Below are 17,078 nucleotides of genomic sequence, written 5' to 3' on the forward strand. Positions count from 1 at the left end.
TGACGAAGTTCCTTTTTCGGGTTTTTCAACCTAGTTTGGGACTTCATCCCTTTGACGAAGTTCCTTTTTCGGGTTTTTCAACCTAGTTTGGGACTTCATCCCTTTGATGAAGACCCTTTCTCACATTATCTAATCAAGTTAGGGACTTCATCCTATTATTGAAGAACCGATTTCTATTTATTTATCCAACTTATGTTCTCCCTATCTTTTTAGTAGTATTGAACTTGGGCAGATTCCATAGCTGGAATTATTAGAATTTTATTTGAAAGCACCGCAACTTAAATTGTCCTTAAGTTTTTCCTTTTTATTTTATGAAAAAAATAATAAAAAGATAAAACTATTCTTTGAGTTATTACGAATATATAAATGTAAGCTTATAATGAAATACTTCTAGAAGTTAAACATACCTATTTTACAGAAATTGAGTGGTGAAAGATGGACCGGGACTTAAAGCTGATTAAACAGATAAAGAAAAAAGGCAATGAAGCGGCAGCTAATGAGCTTGTGTCTCACTATTACCGCGAAATTTATCATTATGTATTTAAACAGACACTTGATCAAGAACAATCACGCGATCTAACACAAGAAATTTTCATTAATATGCTCCAAGGGTTACATCAATTTGAAGGGAAAAGGGCGTCTTTTCGAACTTGGCTGTACAAAATTGCTACCTATAAATTGGTTGATTATTTTCGTTCTAGGTACTATAAGTTTCGAAATCTCTCAGATTCCCTCGATACAATCGAAATTGGAGAACAGGAAGATTTTACGGAATCGCTTTTGTATCAGGAGGAAATTAGCACAGTGATGGAGATTGTCAATGGGTTAGAAACGTCCCATCAACAAATTTTTCGCCTGAAATTGTTTGGAGAGTACACGTTTCAGGAAATCGCTGCTTCTTTACAGATTCCGGAGTCTACAGTTAAGACGAAATACTATCGCAGTTTAAAGTCTGTACGAAATGGAGTGAACGACAATGGTGGACAAGCATGATCAGCCCCCTTTTCCTTATGAAAAAAGTATAGAGACTGAAATTACTACAATTATTTCTAAAGGAATTGTGAAAGAAGATTCTTTAAAAAATCTCCTAAGCAGCCTGTATAAACAAATCGGGATTCGTTTTATCATGAAGGATTATAAAGAAATCATTACTGGCGTGGTTTTAATGGCGTTGTTTATGTATGTGCTGACCGCGAATGGACAGACATGGTATAACAATCACACTAATTATTACGGAATTATTATGCTCGTTTCACCAATCCTTTACATGTTCCTTTCAATATTCTCATTTATTCAGAACAAATTAAATGGAACGTATGAAGTGGAAATGTCGTGTAAATATAATTTATTTCAAATGGCCGCCTTTCGAATGCTCGTATTTAGTATTTTATGTTTTTTATTAAATACCATTTGGATCATTTCGCTGGCACTGAAATTTTCTACATTCCAATTTATTCAAGCATTTTTGATATCGACCACCTCCTTGCTGCTCTTTTCACTATTGTTTATCTATGTGCTTTCAACAATAAAAACATTGGCAGCGAAGGTCGCGATCCTATTCAGCTGGTTAGGAATACATCTTTTTCTTTTCATGCTTGATTCAGCCATCTATTATCAGCTGCTCGAATCAATCCCTTGGTATCTATACGGAGTGATTATTTGTCTTTCCGCCTATCTATACGTAAAAAAGATAAAAAATTTCATGCTTCAGAATAAATTGAGAGGAGTAAACGGATATGTTAACGGTTAATAATGTAAGTAAAAAATATGGGAATGATTCCGTTTTAGAAGATATTCATCTTGAGTTTTCAAACGGAGTATATGGTTTATTGGCTCCGAATGGCGCGGGGAAAACAACATTAATTAAAATGCTTACGACCTTGTTGTATCCAACAAAAGGAGAAATCTTATATGATGGTCAAAATATTTTTAGTATGGGAGAAAATTATCGGAAGCTAATTGGCTATCTCCCGCAAGCATTTGGCTATTATAAAAACTACAATCCTTATCAATATTTACAATACTTAGCTGCTTTAAAGGGAATTTCTAAACAAGCTGCAAATGAGAAAATTCCCAAACTGCTTAAACACGTGGCACTGGAAGATGCAATCAAAAAGAAGATGAGGAAATTTTCTGGTGGAATGATTCAAAGAGTTGGTATTGCACAGGCAATGCTGAACGATCCAAAAATTTTAATTCTTGATGAACCGACAGCAGGCTTGGATCCAAAAGAACGAGTTCGATTCAGAAATCTTTTATCAGATTTGGCAAGAGACAGAATCGTCATCTTGTCCACCCATATTGTTTCGGATGTTGAATCTATTGCCAACCAAATTATCATGATAAAGGACAAACAAGTCCTTTTTAAAGATACTATTCAAGCCATTTGTCAAAAGCTTAATAGCAAAGTTTATGAAACTGAAATGGAATTTGAACAAGTTTCGAAATTTAGGGAGCGTTATTTATCACTTTCTGAACGGCAAGAAAATGGAAGAATGAGAATTCGGTTTATTTCAGAGGAAGGGGCGTCTTCCAACTGGAATCAAGTAAGTCCCACTTTAGAAGATGTATTTCTATTTGAGTACCGGGATCTTACGTTGGAGCAGGAACAATGAGAATTTTATTGTATGAAATTCGCAAAGCCATACTTTCCCCTGTTATTCTGGCACTCACCGTCATTTTTCTTGGGTTTAATTTCTTTCTCATCTATGTGAATTCTAATATTAAGGATGATTTACTCAGCATCAATCAATTGGCTCATACGTATGGAACAGAAATAAATGATGAGATGCTACAAGAAATGAAAAGTAATTATGAAGCATCCTTGGCACAGGTAAACGATATAACTAAGAAAGCAGTCTCAAAGACTTATGAAAGCATGGATGCATTTTATTCTGACCGTTCTTTTTATGTTCCTGAAACGTTTTCTGAGGAAGAAATACAATTTTTCAATTATACCTCACTGTTAGAGTTTTACTATTTTAATAGTTTTCACCTTGAAGAAAGCTATCTTTCATTTGATCCCATTAAAATAGCGGAATATGAGATGAAGATATATGGAATCAGCGGGCCAGCAGCAGAATTAATAAGAAACCAGTACGACAATTTTGTGGAACGGTTTAATGAGGTTAAAGACAATAATGAATATAAGCATTTATTCCCTGCTCAAAGTATTTGGGACACACATGTATTACTTTTTAAAACCATGTTTAAATCACTGCTGATAGAAAGTCTTATTCTTACAGTCCTAATCACTGCATATGTCATGAACTTTGAGTTTGATCGGGGAACCTATTTACTTACTTATAGCTCTAAAAGAGGAAGAAGATTGTGGCTGGATAAATTTTATGCTGCATTAATTGCCAATGTTTCGATTTTGTCTATTCTAATGGTAGTTAGTTTGACAGTGTATTTCAGTGTGTTTTCGTATAAGGAGTTTTGGCATGTGCCAATTAGCAGTTATTTTAATGCCGGTAAAGAATGGTTCATGTCATGGTGGAATCTATCATTTTTTGATTATTTAGCAGCAGCAGTTATACTTGCCTATCTATTAATCATTCTTTTCACTTTAATGACAGTTGTTCTTGCCAGATGGATTCGGAATAGCTATTTGGTCTTCTTCACTTTTCTATGTTTATTTGGCGTTATTTTTATTAATCAAGCAGTGTTTCCAAGTAGCAGCATTTTATTTTTGCTTGGTTCCTTTACCCCGGTTCATCTTATATTGAATTCATTTGTTTGGTTTATGCAAAGAGCGCTAACGTTTACTGCCTACTATGAAAGCATTACGGTCTTAGCCTGGTTTGTAATCTTTCTGCTTGCTGTCTTGTACTGTGCAAATAGCTTCCGGAAATGCGATTTAAAGTAAAGGAGTTGAATAGAATTGCGGATTATTATTGAGGAAATGAAGAAGATTTTTCATCCGGTCATGCTGCTTCTTTTCCTTGTCATTAACTTGCTTATGTATTATCTATTTATTGATTTTGATATAACCGTCTTTCCGAATGGAAGACCTGCAACTGATATGTATAATATCGGAGTTGAAATGGTCGAAAAATATGGACATGAACTAGATGAAAACGAATTGAAAGATTTTAAGATCGTGCTTCAACAGGAAATAAAGAAAGCGGATCAATACATTCAATCAGATCAAGAATTCGCTAAACTAGGAATTACTAGTTACCAAGAATACATCGACATGGCAAATGGAGAACAGAGGAATGAAGAGATTGAGCAGTTGTCTTCAAGAATTTTTTTTGATAAAGGGGTTGATCTATTCTGGGAAATCCCTCAAAGAGAGAACATTATTGAGGATATGGAGTTTGTCCATGAAAGATATGGCTATAGTTATATTGAAGGAAAATTAACGGATAAACAAGAAAAGAGAATTCAGGAAATTGTTCAATCTGGAACGGTGGATGCAATCTTCCCTTCCTATCCCGTTGAATATAATTTTCAAACGATTAGTCAATCCATTGCCATTACGATTCTCTTAAGTGTCATCTTTATGATTTCTCCCATTTTTATAAGGGATTACAAGAATAATATGTTTGGTTTACAATATAGCACTAAGATTGGCAGAAGCTTGTTTATGAAAAAAGTTGCTGCTGGTATGCTCTCTGCTTTTATAATTATAACGTTTTTAGTCATCGTTTATTATGGTTTGTATTCTACAAACAATATCGGTATTTTTCTTGACAGCAATATTAACTCATTTATGGGATCCGTATATTGGTATGACTTTACCTTTCTCCAGTTAATACTCATGACAATCCTCTTTACGTATATGATTATACTGTCAATGAGCTTACTGGCAATCTTTGTATCGAGCATTTGCAAAAACTATATTTCGATTATCGGTATACTGTTGCCGCTATTCGCAATTGTTTATTGGCAAGTTAAGAAACGTGCATTGCCGCTTGAGGCTTTTTTCATTACAAGGTCTCAATGGGAAATTGGATTTATTTATAGTGTCATGATCATCATCCCCATTGCCGCTATCCATTGGAAACTCAAAAAAAATCAAAGTACGGATATAACGGAATGAACTCCTTGTATTAGAAAAACAAGATCTTCCAAGGAAGATCTTGCTTTTTGTTCACTCAACTAACTGCTCCACTCGTTATCCTTTTAATTAAAGATACGAAGCAGAAAACCATTCTCTTTTAAATTTGGTGCTAAAAATGACACACCCGAATTAGCTAATACTGTTGAAACAATCGTCCAAATAACTAAACTTGCAATCATCCAGCTTATCACTAACCCTCTGCGGGATCCGAAGCTCATTCCCATGAAAGCAGAAATATGTGATCCTACTAAAAGTGGCCCAAAAATTGTTAAGCCGGGGATTCCGTATTTATCAAAAAGAGCTCTTGCTCGTTTTTGTTTTTTAGAATCTTGTTCTAATTCTACACTTTCCATATACTGGTCCCCCCCGCCCTCAACTTCAGAAGCCGCATTCCGTTTTTTCTTTCTAGATCTTAATAGGATTTTAATTTTATCAACAAACATAATTAATAATAAAATAGTTAATAGATTTCCTAAAAAACCTAGGATAGCTACCGGAACCGGTGATAATCCGCCTATGATGGCTAAAGGGATAACTGTAATCAACTCAAATAATGGAATAGCCGCCAATATAAAAACTAAAAAATAGGATACTATCATTTGTTCACCCTACTCTTCAATTATTTTTTTAATCGATGTGAAAATATGCTCATAGTAAGTAGATTCATGAGGAACAAAGTCATTTCTGCCTACAAGTCGATTTATTGATGTCCTTTGCCCTTCATTATTTATTTCAAAGCCTAGAATGTTGACCTCTTCTTTCTTCCCTACCCATAGCTCATAGAATTCGCTAAATCTTACCTTTACAATCCCAGACACTTCTTCCATTTGTAAGGTAAAATCAAGAAGAGTATGATTGGTTTCATATAGAAAGATATGAGCCAGCTCATTATCAATAAATTTTCCCTTAACAACAGAATATTTAAAAACACCTGCAGGAATTAATTCATTAAAAGAAACTTCAATGCCAATCTCTTCTTTTATCTCTCTTATTCCATCTTCAATAGATTCATGTGCTAAGAGATGGCCAGCAGCAGTGATATCTATAAGATTCGGATAGTCCTTTTTCATCTCGCTCCGAATTTGCAGGTAAATATAACATTCATCCTCTTCCCTGCTAACAAACCAACAATGGAAGGCTTCGTGCCAATGACCAAGCAGATGTACTTCCTCTCTTGAAGCAATCCCAATTTGATTTTGATGTTCATCAAATACCTTTAGCTTTTCATTTTCCAATATTTTCACACCCAAAATATTTTTTCCAAAGTATTATAACTCTAATTTTATAGATCATTGCTTATGAACTCAACTCTGAGTAATAAATAGGGGTTCGAATGTAACACCCGCATAGAACATTCAAAGCCTTTATGGAATATTCACTTGTAGCAAATAATCAAGAAAGAATGTTATAGCTTGCTCGAAAATTTATTGACCTCCCCTGGAGAATGATTCCATATTTAGTGGTAGTTCAATAAGAGCAAGCATAACATTCATTAAATGTGCATGACATTAAAGCTCCTGATATATAGGAAGATTCGTTCATCTTAAAAAAATAATGAAGTTACGTCTGAATGAAACCTTCCTGCAACACGTTTTGTAAAAATGGACTAGGTTCTCCGACACTGTAAAGCTGCAAATGATGCATTGCTCTTGTGCATGCAGTATAGAAAACTCTACGCAGGCTCTCATCTCCATATACATCCTTGGAAGCATCATAAATGATGACCGCATCAAATTCGATTCCTTTGGACAAATACGACGGTACCACAACGACTCCTTGTTCGTATTCAATCGAGTTACTCTTCAAGAGTTTAATTTCTTCAATGCTGGATAGAGCATCATATGCACATCTACTTTCCTCAGCAGATTTGCATATAATTGCAATGCTATTAAACCCTAAGCCTTGCAGGTCATTTACTTTGGAGGTTATGCAGCTGTGAAGCTCTGCATGATCTGCCAATTGTTTCAGCATGGGCACCTCACCGTTCCGATCAAAAGGAATAATACTTTCACCGTTCGGAACGAGCCTTCGTGTAAATTCGATGATCGGTTTTGTAGATCGATAGCTACGCGCCATATTGATCACTTCCGTTTCGTCTGGTCCATATATTCTTGTAAGGCTGTTGAAATCAACCGTTTCACTGGCATGGGCAAATATCGCTTGATTAAAGTCGCCAAGCACCGTCATCCTTGCAGCAGGAAACAAACGCCTCAAAAACTCAAATTGAAAGGGGGAATAATCTTGCGCCTCATCTACAACGAGATGTTTAATTGAACTGTTCGTTTGAAAGCCTAAAATCAGCTCTTTCAACAGTAAATACGGAGTAGCATCCTCATAATAAAGTTTCCCTTGATCGAGCATTTCCAGCGTGACTTGACAAATATCCGATAACGAAGCCGATGGTTCCATCTGGAGGTAACTCGTAAAAAGCTGTTCATACATTGCCTTCATATTAATAAAACGAAACGCCCGGATACGTTTTCGCAACGGCTTCATTTTCTGGTGAACAATTAAACTTGCAAGAGCTACATGCTCCATTTCATAGCTAGCAATGGCTTCTTGTTTAAAGCCTCGCTTTTTTGCTAAATACCGATGTGCCTGATAATATTCATCATTGCTAAGTAGCTCGATTTCCTCTTGAACCCATGTCTTAGTCCGCTCGATCTTTTGAGCTTCTTTTATTTTCTTAATGAGCCAATCCCTCAAACTTTCAAGTCTGTTATGGAAGCGGTGTGTGGTGTCATGACTATAAAACCTTTCTGCTATTTGCTGAGCAGTAACGATTGGTTTCCCTCTAAAGTTAATATCCCTAAATAGCATTCCAGTTACTTCTAATGACTGTCTATAGGATTGGACTGCTTCAAAGAAACAGGTAGATGCTTTAAACTGGATACTTGCAATCCTTGCTCTGTACGAATGCGTATTTTCTGCTGTTAAAACATACTCTAATTGCTCGAATGGATTTTCAACATGAAACTCTCTACTTAAACGATGATCCAAATATTCTTGGAATGTCACCTGCTGCATATTTTCCTCTCCTAGCTCTGGCAGCACATTTGACACATAACTATTAAACATGGAATTAGGCGAAAACAGAATGATTTGATCCGCATTCAAACGATCTCGATATTTGTAAAGCAAATAGGCAATCCGCTGCATGGCGGCCGATGTCTTGCCACTTCCTGCTGCACCATGAACAATGAGCAGCCTCCCACGAACATGACGGATGATTCGATTTTGCTCCTGCTGAATGGTCGCTACAATATTGTGCATTTGTTTGTCGGTCCCTTTCCCCAAAACTTGCTGCAAAATCTCATCTCCAATGGTAAGACTTGTGTCAAACATGGATTGAAGATGGCCTCCACGGATAAGATACTGCCACTTTTTCTCTAATACACCTCGGATTATCCCTCCGGGTGTTGTGTACTTAGCCGGACCCGGCTGGTAATCATAGTAAATACTCGAGATTGGAGCTCTCCAGTCGTAAATTAGGAACTCTTCTCCTTTGAGATCACTTAGCGAGGAAATACCAATATAGATTTGTTCCTGAGTTGAAGTATCATCTTCAATAAAATCGATCCGTCCAAAGTAGGGATTCTCCTGCATTCGCCGTAGAGTGGATAAACGCTTGGACGCATGTCTATGGGTACTTTGGTTTACCGAAAGAGCTTGTGCCTCTTGCCGCAAGCCAATAATGGTCTCAAGGTAATCATCAAAGGTATCTGTATTCACTTTAATTTCATCCCAAAAGTGCTTGCGAATATGAACCACTTCGTTTCTGCGCCTGGAGGTTTCTTCTTCCAATCTGTTGATTTCCTGCGTAATCGTCTCCATTACACTGTTTAATCGTTTCTGCTCCTGCTGAATTTCTGAATTCATAGCAAACACTCCTTAAAAAAGTTTATAAAAAGGGTTGACTAATCCACCTTATACATCGTATAATTATAATAGGGATACTTTATTTAAATTTAATTTACCGATGTATATCTATATAAATTTACCACAAGCTCTTATTAATTTCAATGTATTTTTGTGAATTCTATGATTGTCTATTCGTAGTGAATCTTTAAATCTGTAATAGGGGTACCGCGAGCTTTCGCGGTACCCCTATTACAGATGGAGAGGGTTTAGCTAATTTGATGGACCGCTACACAATACATCCAACTAGAAGAAGAAACCTTCCCTCATATTTATTTTAATGGTTATACACCTCAATGTAATAAAATGGATGATTTGGATATTCAATAATTTCATTTTTTTAAAAAAATTCCAAGTAAAAAAAGCCCTATTCCAATGTCGGAAAGGGCTAGGAGCAGTTTATGGGATATCGATAACAAATTCTTCATATAGAATTGGTTTCGGATACTTTACGGTTTTAATCTGAATACCTTTCTTAACTCCTAGTGAAAATTCTTGCTTGAAGCTGTTCCCTTTTATTCTTTCTGCAAATGGTTTATCTTTTAACGACAAATTATTTCCGTCAGCATCCTCTAACCAGATTGGATTCCTTGAAGCTTTATTGTCTACAATCGCATCTGTTTGCATGTCAAAATATATAACGATCTTATCCTCCTGATAGTTTATATCAGTGATAAGGACTTTCCCAAAATCTCCTTGATCGATAACGAATGGTGTATTTTGATCATCTAAATTCATAGTTACTTCCTCAAAATCACGCCCTGACATTGGAACGTTATATGGGATCACTCTAATTTTCTTCGTTCCATCTTTTAATGGGGAGTATAGAAAATTTAGATTAGCTTTTTCTTCTCCTTTTTCTGTATCCCCTGAACCACTACCACTAATTTTGTCTAATACATTCCCTTCTTCATCAATGATATAAAAATCTAAAGCGTACGGATCGAGTTTCGTATTGTTTTCCTTTTTTGAAACTTTCACAGCAAGATCTGTTCCAGCAGGTCCAAGTTTTAATGAAGCAATTTCGACCTCTGCTTCTTCGATTATTTTCATTTCCTGTAATCGAACGACTTTCACTTCATTGGATTGCTTCACCGGAAATTGAAATTCCCACTTTCCTGGAATAAGACCTACGGCATCAATTCTTATCTTAATATCAAATTCCTCTGGAAGTTCTTCTGTTGGTCGAATATCCATAATCCCCTTATATTTCTGCGGTGTAATATATTCACCTGAATAGCCAGAACTAAAATTGATTTCTTTTCCATTCACTTCAATGGTTGGACGCTCAAGATCACCGATCGCAAATATTGATTCCTGTGTATACCCAAATGTCAAACGGGTACCATCATAAAAGATCTCGTTCATCGTCAAAGTAATCCCGTTATCCTTTGAGGATTGATCTACTATTTGCGTTAGACCCTTTTGCCCAGCGATTCTTAAACCTTCATCGCTTGACTCATTAAAAAATGTACCTATAATTGGAATAGCAGATGCAATTTTTGCCATTGCCGGAGAAACACTTGCTGAACCTATAAAAACTCCAAAACCTAAGACAGCTGCACTAAGGGAATAGATGATTATTTTCTTTTTTGACTTTTTGCTCCGGTTTTGATCTATCGTATTTGCAATGATGGAATTGAGCTTATCTGTTGGAACAGATAGTTTTTCCAATTCTTTTTTAAAATCTGGCCACTGTTCACTCATTCACACATTCCTCCTTTACCTTTTCTCTAAGCTGATTCACACCGCGATGGATATTCGTTTTAACCGTACCTTCAGGGCAATCCAAAATTTCAGCAATTTGCTTAATCGTATAATCCTGATAATAACGAAGAATTAACACTGTCTTATATTTCTCATCTAACTCCATAATCGCATCCAGTAAATAGGAATCATTATTATCAGTTACATATTGATCTGTCTTTCTTTCAAGGACCTCTCTATCCATAGGAATGATTCTTTTCTTTCTTTTTAAGTGATCAAAAGCTGTGTTGATGAGAATACGCGTTAGCCATGTTGAGAAATACCGATCTTCCTTTAAATTTTTAATCGAAATGAACGCCTTATACACCGTCTCTTGAAAAACTTCAAGTGCATCCTCTTCATTTTTTAAATAAATGAAGGCAATTTTATATAGTCTTACCTTTTCTTCCTCCATTAACTCTTGGAATGCTTTATGGTTCCCCTTTTTTGCACGAAGAACTTTTTTATGATCAGCCAAATTTCCAGCACCTCCTTTTTCTACCTGTTAGACAAATGGGGGGAGTAAAACGTTTCAAATATTAAGCCCCTTTCGTTTAATTTTCTTCATCAAAAAATGCTGCACCGAAATGATAGCAGCATACAAATTTTTAGAGATAATAATAGAGGCAAAAATATGATAGATTCAGAATAACTAAAGGTATTTCTTAGCAAAATTATGATTAACCTAGCATAAATAACAAGAAAAGCATTCCACATGGCATAAGCTTTTATTATGATACCCCTCAATGGAAAAACTGACTCAAAAGGATCGTCTTCTAACGACTTTTGAGTCAGCTACTTGAAATTTATTATTATCTTACGAAAAAAATTTACCTATTCATATATTTCACAACCGCCATTTCCTTCCCAAAACGATCACCGTTGTCAATAAATCCTAAACTTGAATACAAATGATGAGCACCAACATTATCCGGATGATATCCAGCAATAATTTTCTGTGCATCTGGCAATTTAGCAATCTCAGCAATCATTAACTCCGTTGCCTTTTTGCCAATTCCCTTACCTTGGAATTTTTCATCAACCATGATTCTGTATACCCAATAGCCATCAAGCTCTTCCAACACAGTATTGTACATGAGAAAGCCTACCATTTTATCTTCTAGATAAATTGCGTATGGTTTTAAAGTAGGTTCAAATTTAGATTGTGCAATAGATACCGAATTTGCTTCAAGAAATGCCTTCTGGTTTTCAGAAACTTCTAATTGGCAGCATTCATACCAATTATCCAAATTAAGTTCTTTAAGTCTAATTTTTTCTGTTTTCATTGTAATTTCCCCTCTCGAATGTAGGGGAAAAGCAAAGTTATATTAACTAGGCAGATTCCCCTTTTTAACCGTAACAACTAGCATTTTAAATTTCATAAATGAACGCCCCCTTTCAAGCGATAGTTCAGAAATTTAATATAAACTCTAAATTTCTGAACTATTAAACTATACCACAAATAACATTATTTTCCTATACCTTTTATTTACAGAGGTACTTTAATATTTTCTTCGAAATAACTAGATTTTGCTGGAATCATGACCATTACTAAGAGTAAACCAGCGAACATTGTACTAACGATTGAGAAAATAATACAAACTGCTTGTAATGAAAACATATCAGCTGTTAATCCGAGAAGTAAAGTCAAGCCAATTTGAATGATACCCTGTACCATTTCTGCCATACTTCCAAATCTGCCCATTAATTCAACCGGCACATTGTTTTGGAAAAAAGTTTGATAGCCTGTATTTGCAAATGCCATAAAAAAGCCTAAGAAAACAAAAGCCAATGTTGCGGATAAAAAGTTAAAGGAAGCATAAAAAAATATATAACCGACTGCAGTCAGGAGCATACCAACACCTAAATATAAACGTAGCTGTATCTTTTTTGCTGCTAAAGCAGCGACAGATCCACCAGCCAATGTTCCAAGACCTGTAATACTTACAATCCATCCATAATCCTGGTCAGATAATTGTAAATGCTGTTTAATGAATGTTGCCTCTTGGGAATCAAGAGCAAAGCCAACTAACATCGCACTTTGAAATAAAATATAGACGATCATAAAGTATTTTGCCGATTGGGCAAAATTTCGGATAACAACCCAATCGTGAATAAATGTCCGCCAATTGATTTGTTCTCTTTTATCTCCTTGTTTTTCGTCTACATTTGGTAAAAGGGAAATAAAAAATGCACAAACAAAAAATGTAATAGCATTAATGATGATACAAAGCTCTGTCCCTACAAGCATGATTAACATTCCAGAAAGTGCAGGTCCTACGAGAAATGCCCCTGAACTGATCATACTCATCAATGAATTGAATCTTTTTCTATTTTCAGCAGGCACAAGTTTAGTAATATAAACGGATGCACTTGGTCCAAAAAAAGAACCTGCGATATTAATCAATAAGAGCAATGAATAGATCGTCCAGAGCGAGCTTAGGAAAGGAATGATAAAAACTAGTATTCCTCGAATAACATCTGCCATTATCATTAATTTTCTTTTATTCACTCGATCAATGATACTCCCAGACCATGTATTTGTGATTAATACAGCAATTGGTCTAATCATATAAAGACCCGCTACTGCTGCTGCTGAGCCAGTTAAATTTAAAATTGATAGATTTAAGGCAATTAGATAAACCCAGTTGCCTAAATGTGATATACCTATCCCCGCAATTAAGAGAAGTGGATTTTTCCAATGCTTCATCTATTCACCTAATTTCAAAATTTGATTCCCCTATGTAGAGAATAGTTTTTGCTCTTCGAAATCAATTCTGGTTCAATGAAATAATTAAGTCACTCTTTGTTTTATGTTTATCGTTCATTTTCCGGATAGGTTTCCCGCAAAAATTTTACCGATTCAATAATTAATTCTTTTAATATGTTTACATCAATGTCAGCAATTTTATTAATGTACACACATGCTTTTCCTGTTGTATGTTTGCCGAAACATTTTAATAATTGCTCCCGTTTAGTTTCACCAGGTGCAAAGTACAAGCTAATTTTTGCTTTTCTTGGTGAAAAACCAACAAGAGGGGCATCCCCTTCATGACCAGACTCATATTTATAATGATAAGAACCAAAACCAATAATGCTTGGTCCCCACATTTTTGCTTCAAATCCAGTAGTTCCCGTAAAAATATCTAATAATTTGTAGGCATCTTCACGTTTCTTGGGACTATCAACTGCTTCAATAAATTCGATGACACTGTTATCAGTTTCTTTTGTTTTTAATTCGTACATAGTGAATACCCTCCATTTTAGAATCGATGATTTGGAATTACTACTGAATGACATGCTTTTTCATAGAATTCAATCGGCCCTGCCCCACCGATAGTGGCATACTCATAACCGATTTCTTTCATCTCTCTTAAACAATGATGAAGGAGTAATGTTCCAACACCCTTTATTCGATTCGATTTGGATACTCCCATTGGACCAAAATAGCATTTTCTTCCTTTATACACATCAAAAGCTGCAAATCCTATTATTTCTTTTTCAGCAACAGCTATATATATAGAAGGGGCATCTGTTAAAAATCCATCCTTCAATGTTTTCGACCATTCAGATGAAAAGTTTGCTTCTACAAATTGTAATAGACTTGAATAATCGTTATTGTTTACTCTGCGAACAATATTTGTACCTGAAAGAGGAAAAACTTCATTTTCAGCATGTTTTATGATTCTCAACATTCTTTCCGTAAAATTTGGCTTTGAATATTCCAGTTTCTCCACCTTCTTTTTTAATTATTCATTTCTATCAATCACTATATCAGCATGTACTATTGGTTTCACAGCTTGCAAATAATAATCCTCTCCTGGCCAATATCTTCTTTTATATTTATTTTGCCTTTTTTCCAAATCTCCAATATACATATCACGTTTAAGTACCCTTTCACATCTTACTTCTCTAGGGCATTTTAAAAATAAAATATAGTCGTAAAAGCTCTTCCACTCTTTTCTTTGAAGAAAAATACCCTCAATTAAAATTACTGTGTTATTAGTAAAAGATAGCTGTCTAGTTGTTAATGAATCGGTTGATTGATCATAAAACGGAAGTGATACTTCCTTACTATTATTGTGCAATTTTTGAAAAAATTGAGTTGACAACTTTTCAATGTCCCATTGAAGAAAATAATATTCATACCATTCATCAAAACCAGTATCATACCGTCTAGATCTCTCGACAATATGATCATCAATATGGATAATGAAAACTTTGCAGTCATTATCTCTTAGTTCATTTCCGATCTGATGTACTAGTGTTGTTTTTCCTGATCCACTTAACCCGTCAATTGCAACAATAAACGGCCTTTTTTTACTAGTACGTGCTACATATTGATTAAGTATTATCTGAGATATTTCCTTACTTGTCATTTCATTCATTCTCACTTTCATTAGAAAAGCACCATTTATTTTTCAAATATTCTATTAACACTTATTAGTTTTTCTTTATCAAATTCTAATTTATAGATGTCTGGCATGGAAAGCTCTTTCCAAAAATCATAATTATATTTCTTTTCAAAAAAATTCATTATTAATACCATTATATTTCCATGTGTCCCAATCACAATCCTTTTTCCTTCGAATCGATTTAATAATTGAATTGTAGCGTGCACGCCTCTCGTTTGAGCAGATTGATTGGATTCTCCGCCTTCCCATGAAAACGAAGGATCATCCCATACTTTTTTAACTGCCCATTCAAAGTCCTCCACAGGTTCATCTGATAATTTCCGCTCTCTAAAGCCATCTTCGATCATTATTTCTTTCGCGATATATTTTGCAATTCCCTCAATTGTTTGTATAGCTCTTTTGTAGGGACTTGAAAAAACATAATCAATCTTTTCTGCATGTAGTAATTTAGTAGTTTTATCTGCATCTAATTGGCCTTTATCTGATAATGGTCTCCTCTTCTCATCTGGAGTATATATGGAGTGTGCATGGCGTACAAAATATAGTGTTGTCAGCATGTTCCCTTCTCCTTCTTCCACTTTGTTGAAAATTAGGGTGTATCTTCTTACTTTAATCGAGTAAATGCTATCAAGCAACCTAAAATTTGTCATTATTTAAACACTCACACTCCTTAAGCGTTAGATTCCAACAAAAAGCGATCCTCATTTACTGAAGATCGCTTGGTTTCATCTTAAATTAGCTATTTTTAACTTCATCCATTAAATAATGAACGAATCCATCATCCTTAGCCAGCCATGCTGCATACGTTCTTTTTAAATAGCTCTCGCCGTCTTCATAGCTTGCAAAAGTCTCTGAAATTTGTGTTTTATTTTCTGTAATTGCCCATTCTTTTTCATTTAGAGGATGAAGAAGGTATAGATTCTCTTCACGGTCTTTGTATAATGTGCCGAACGAAGAGTGTTTTAGGTTAAATCGGTTATTCCTTGCATCCTCCTTCAAAGGCTCAATATGGAAAGTATCTATTACAAATTGTTTATAGGCTTCATCTGTCAACGAACAGCCCGATGCTTTGGCGTGTCCGCCTCCACCATATTTCCCTGCCACTTCAGATAAATCAATATGATCATGGATCGTCCGAAAGCCTACCCTTTTTCCTCCAATATTTATGATTGCAATGTAGTCAAGATGAGGATATTCTTTTCCTAATTCATTTCCTAGTTCTGAATGATAGGACTCCGCATATACAATTCCTGCGAAGTGATCACCGATTTGTGATTGAACTAGTTCTCTTCTTTTCCTGCGGATATAACGTTCAATCTTATCATCTTCCATATCAAGTAATTTCTTCTCAAATTCATCAAAAGAAAAGAAGTCTTCCAGCTGCAATCGTTGAATCATTTTTTCTTCAAATTCATCAATGGAGATAAGATAAAAAAGTGCATTTAGCCGTCGTGCTTGCTGATTGTTGTTCTTCTCCCATTCCCATGTGTCGTACTGTCTAACTAGCTCAACAAATTCATCTAAGGTGCTGGTTGGAGTCAACTTTTGATTTTTAATTAGATACTCATACAACAAAGATGTTGCCGAGGTTAATTTTCCTTCCTCATCTTCAACGACAACATGCCCCCATTCATAATCATTTAAGGATAGGGATGTTTTATGATGATCGATTAACTGTACTTTCCCTTTATCCTGATAAAAGGACTCCAGTCTTTTTTCATTTTCTTCGTTAACGGATAAGTCCGTAATCATTAAAAAAGTTTCTTTCTCATCATTTTCCAAAAACCATTCAACTTCTCGATTCAGAGCCGAAATAGAATTATAGCGAACCTTCACATCGTTTCCAAAAGCAAGCTTGGCCAGAATTCCACATCCTACTCCATCCAAATCATTGTGAGATAAAAGTTTATACATGTTATCACCCTTAAAGT

Annotated in this window: 17 protein-coding genes; 5 read left to right on the forward strand and 12 right to left on the reverse strand. The window is 35.3% G+C overall.

What is annotated here, in order from left to right; genetic code table 11:
* Positions 1–435 precede the first annotated feature (435 nt).
* Genes RUH74_RS13180 through RUH74_RS13200 form a run of 5 tightly spaced genes read left to right on the forward strand, consistent with a single transcriptional unit; the run spans position 436 to position 5,047 of the window.
* Positions 436–993 (forward strand): RNA polymerase sigma factor, encoded by a 558-nt coding sequence (locus RUH74_RS13180; protein ID WP_313800772.1) that lies wholly within the window; start codon positions 436–438, stop codon positions 991–993.
* Positions 977–1,750 (forward strand): hypothetical protein, encoded by a 774-nt coding sequence (locus RUH74_RS13185; RefSeq protein WP_313800773.1) that lies wholly within the window; start codon positions 977–979, stop codon positions 1,748–1,750. Before RUH74_RS13180 ends, RUH74_RS13185 begins: the two co-directional genes overlap by 17 nt.
* Positions 1,737–2,615, forward strand: coding sequence for an ABC transporter ATP-binding protein (locus RUH74_RS13190; RefSeq protein WP_313800774.1), 879 nt, complete (start codon positions 1,737–1,739; stop codon positions 2,613–2,615). The genes RUH74_RS13185 and RUH74_RS13190 overlap by 14 nt, the downstream gene beginning before the upstream one ends.
* Positions 2,612–3,868, forward strand: a complete 1,257-nt coding sequence (locus RUH74_RS13195) for a hypothetical protein (protein ID WP_313800775.1) — start codon at positions 2,612–2,614, stop codon at positions 3,866–3,868. The genes RUH74_RS13190 and RUH74_RS13195 overlap by 4 nt, the downstream gene beginning before the upstream one ends.
* A 15-nt stretch (positions 3,869–3,883) precedes the next feature.
* Positions 3,884–5,047 (forward strand): hypothetical protein, encoded by a 1,164-nt coding sequence (locus RUH74_RS13200; RefSeq protein ID WP_313800776.1) that lies wholly within the window; start codon positions 3,884–3,886, stop codon positions 5,045–5,047.
* A gap of 83 nt (positions 5,048–5,130) precedes the next feature.
* Here the strand turns inward: RUH74_RS13200 and RUH74_RS13205 are convergent, their stop codons facing one another.
* The 12 genes from RUH74_RS13205 to RUH74_RS13260 all read right to left on the reverse strand — a co-directional run bounded on the left by RUH74_RS13205 (position 5,131) and on the right by RUH74_RS13260 (position 17,061).
* Positions 5,131–5,667, reverse strand: a complete 537-nt coding sequence (locus tag RUH74_RS13205) for a small multi-drug export protein (protein ID WP_313800777.1) — start codon at positions 5,665–5,667, stop codon at positions 5,131–5,133.
* A 9-nt stretch (positions 5,668–5,676) separates the two neighbouring features.
* Positions 5,677–6,312, reverse strand: a complete 636-nt coding sequence (locus RUH74_RS13210; RefSeq protein WP_313800874.1) for an NUDIX hydrolase — start codon at positions 6,310–6,312, stop codon at positions 5,677–5,679.
* A 316-nt stretch (positions 6,313–6,628) separates the two neighbouring features.
* On the reverse strand, positions 6,629–8,947 hold the full coding sequence (gene helD, locus RUH74_RS13215; protein ID WP_313800778.1) for an RNA polymerase recycling motor HelD: 2,319 nt from the start codon (positions 8,945–8,947) through the stop codon (positions 6,629–6,631).
* A gap of 438 nt (positions 8,948–9,385) precedes the next feature.
* Positions 9,386–10,693, reverse strand: a complete 1,308-nt coding sequence (locus RUH74_RS13220) for a DUF4179 domain-containing protein (protein ID WP_313800779.1) — start codon at positions 10,691–10,693, stop codon at positions 9,386–9,388.
* A complete protein-coding gene (locus RUH74_RS13225; RefSeq protein WP_396230035.1) occupies positions 10,686–11,147 on the reverse strand; it encodes a sigma-70 family RNA polymerase sigma factor in 462 nt (153 codons plus the stop codon). Before RUH74_RS13225 ends, RUH74_RS13220 begins: the two co-directional genes overlap by 8 nt.
* A gap of 415 nt (positions 11,148–11,562) precedes the next feature.
* Positions 11,563–12,018, reverse strand: coding sequence for a GNAT family N-acetyltransferase (locus RUH74_RS13230; protein ID WP_313800781.1), 456 nt, complete (start codon positions 12,016–12,018; stop codon positions 11,563–11,565).
* A gap of 203 nt (positions 12,019–12,221) precedes the next feature.
* Positions 12,222–13,442, reverse strand: coding sequence for an MFS transporter (locus RUH74_RS13235; RefSeq protein WP_313800782.1), 1,221 nt, complete (start codon positions 13,440–13,442; stop codon positions 12,222–12,224).
* Positions 13,443–13,549: 107 nt separating this feature from the next.
* The gene (locus RUH74_RS13240; RefSeq protein WP_313800783.1) at positions 13,550–13,978 is read right to left on the reverse strand and encodes a DUF1801 domain-containing protein; all 429 of its coding nucleotides are present in this window, start codon (positions 13,976–13,978) and stop codon (positions 13,550–13,552) included.
* Positions 13,979–13,995: 17 nt separating this feature from the next.
* Positions 13,996–14,427, reverse strand: a complete 432-nt coding sequence (locus tag RUH74_RS13245) for a GNAT family N-acetyltransferase (RefSeq protein ID WP_313800784.1) — start codon at positions 14,425–14,427, stop codon at positions 13,996–13,998.
* A 54-nt stretch (positions 14,428–14,481) separates the two neighbouring features.
* Positions 14,482–15,132 carry a kinase gene (locus RUH74_RS13250; protein WP_313800785.1) on the reverse strand — a complete coding sequence of 217 codons (651 nt, stop codon included), beginning with the start codon at positions 15,130–15,132 and terminating at the stop codon, positions 14,482–14,484.
* Positions 15,133–15,146: 14 nt separating this feature from the next.
* Positions 15,147–15,704, reverse strand: coding sequence for a histidine phosphatase family protein (locus RUH74_RS13255; RefSeq protein WP_313800786.1), 558 nt, complete (start codon positions 15,702–15,704; stop codon positions 15,147–15,149).
* A gap of 178 nt (positions 15,705–15,882) precedes the next feature.
* Positions 15,883–17,061 (reverse strand): DHH family phosphoesterase, encoded by a 1,179-nt coding sequence (locus RUH74_RS13260; RefSeq protein WP_313800787.1) that lies wholly within the window; start codon positions 17,059–17,061, stop codon positions 15,883–15,885.
* Between the last annotated feature and the right edge of the window lie 17 nt (positions 17,062–17,078).

It is taken from the genome of Cytobacillus sp., from assembly GCF_032154635.1.
In the GTDB taxonomy this organism is placed as follows: Bacteria; Bacillota; Bacilli; order Bacillales; family Cytobacillaceae; genus Cytobacillus.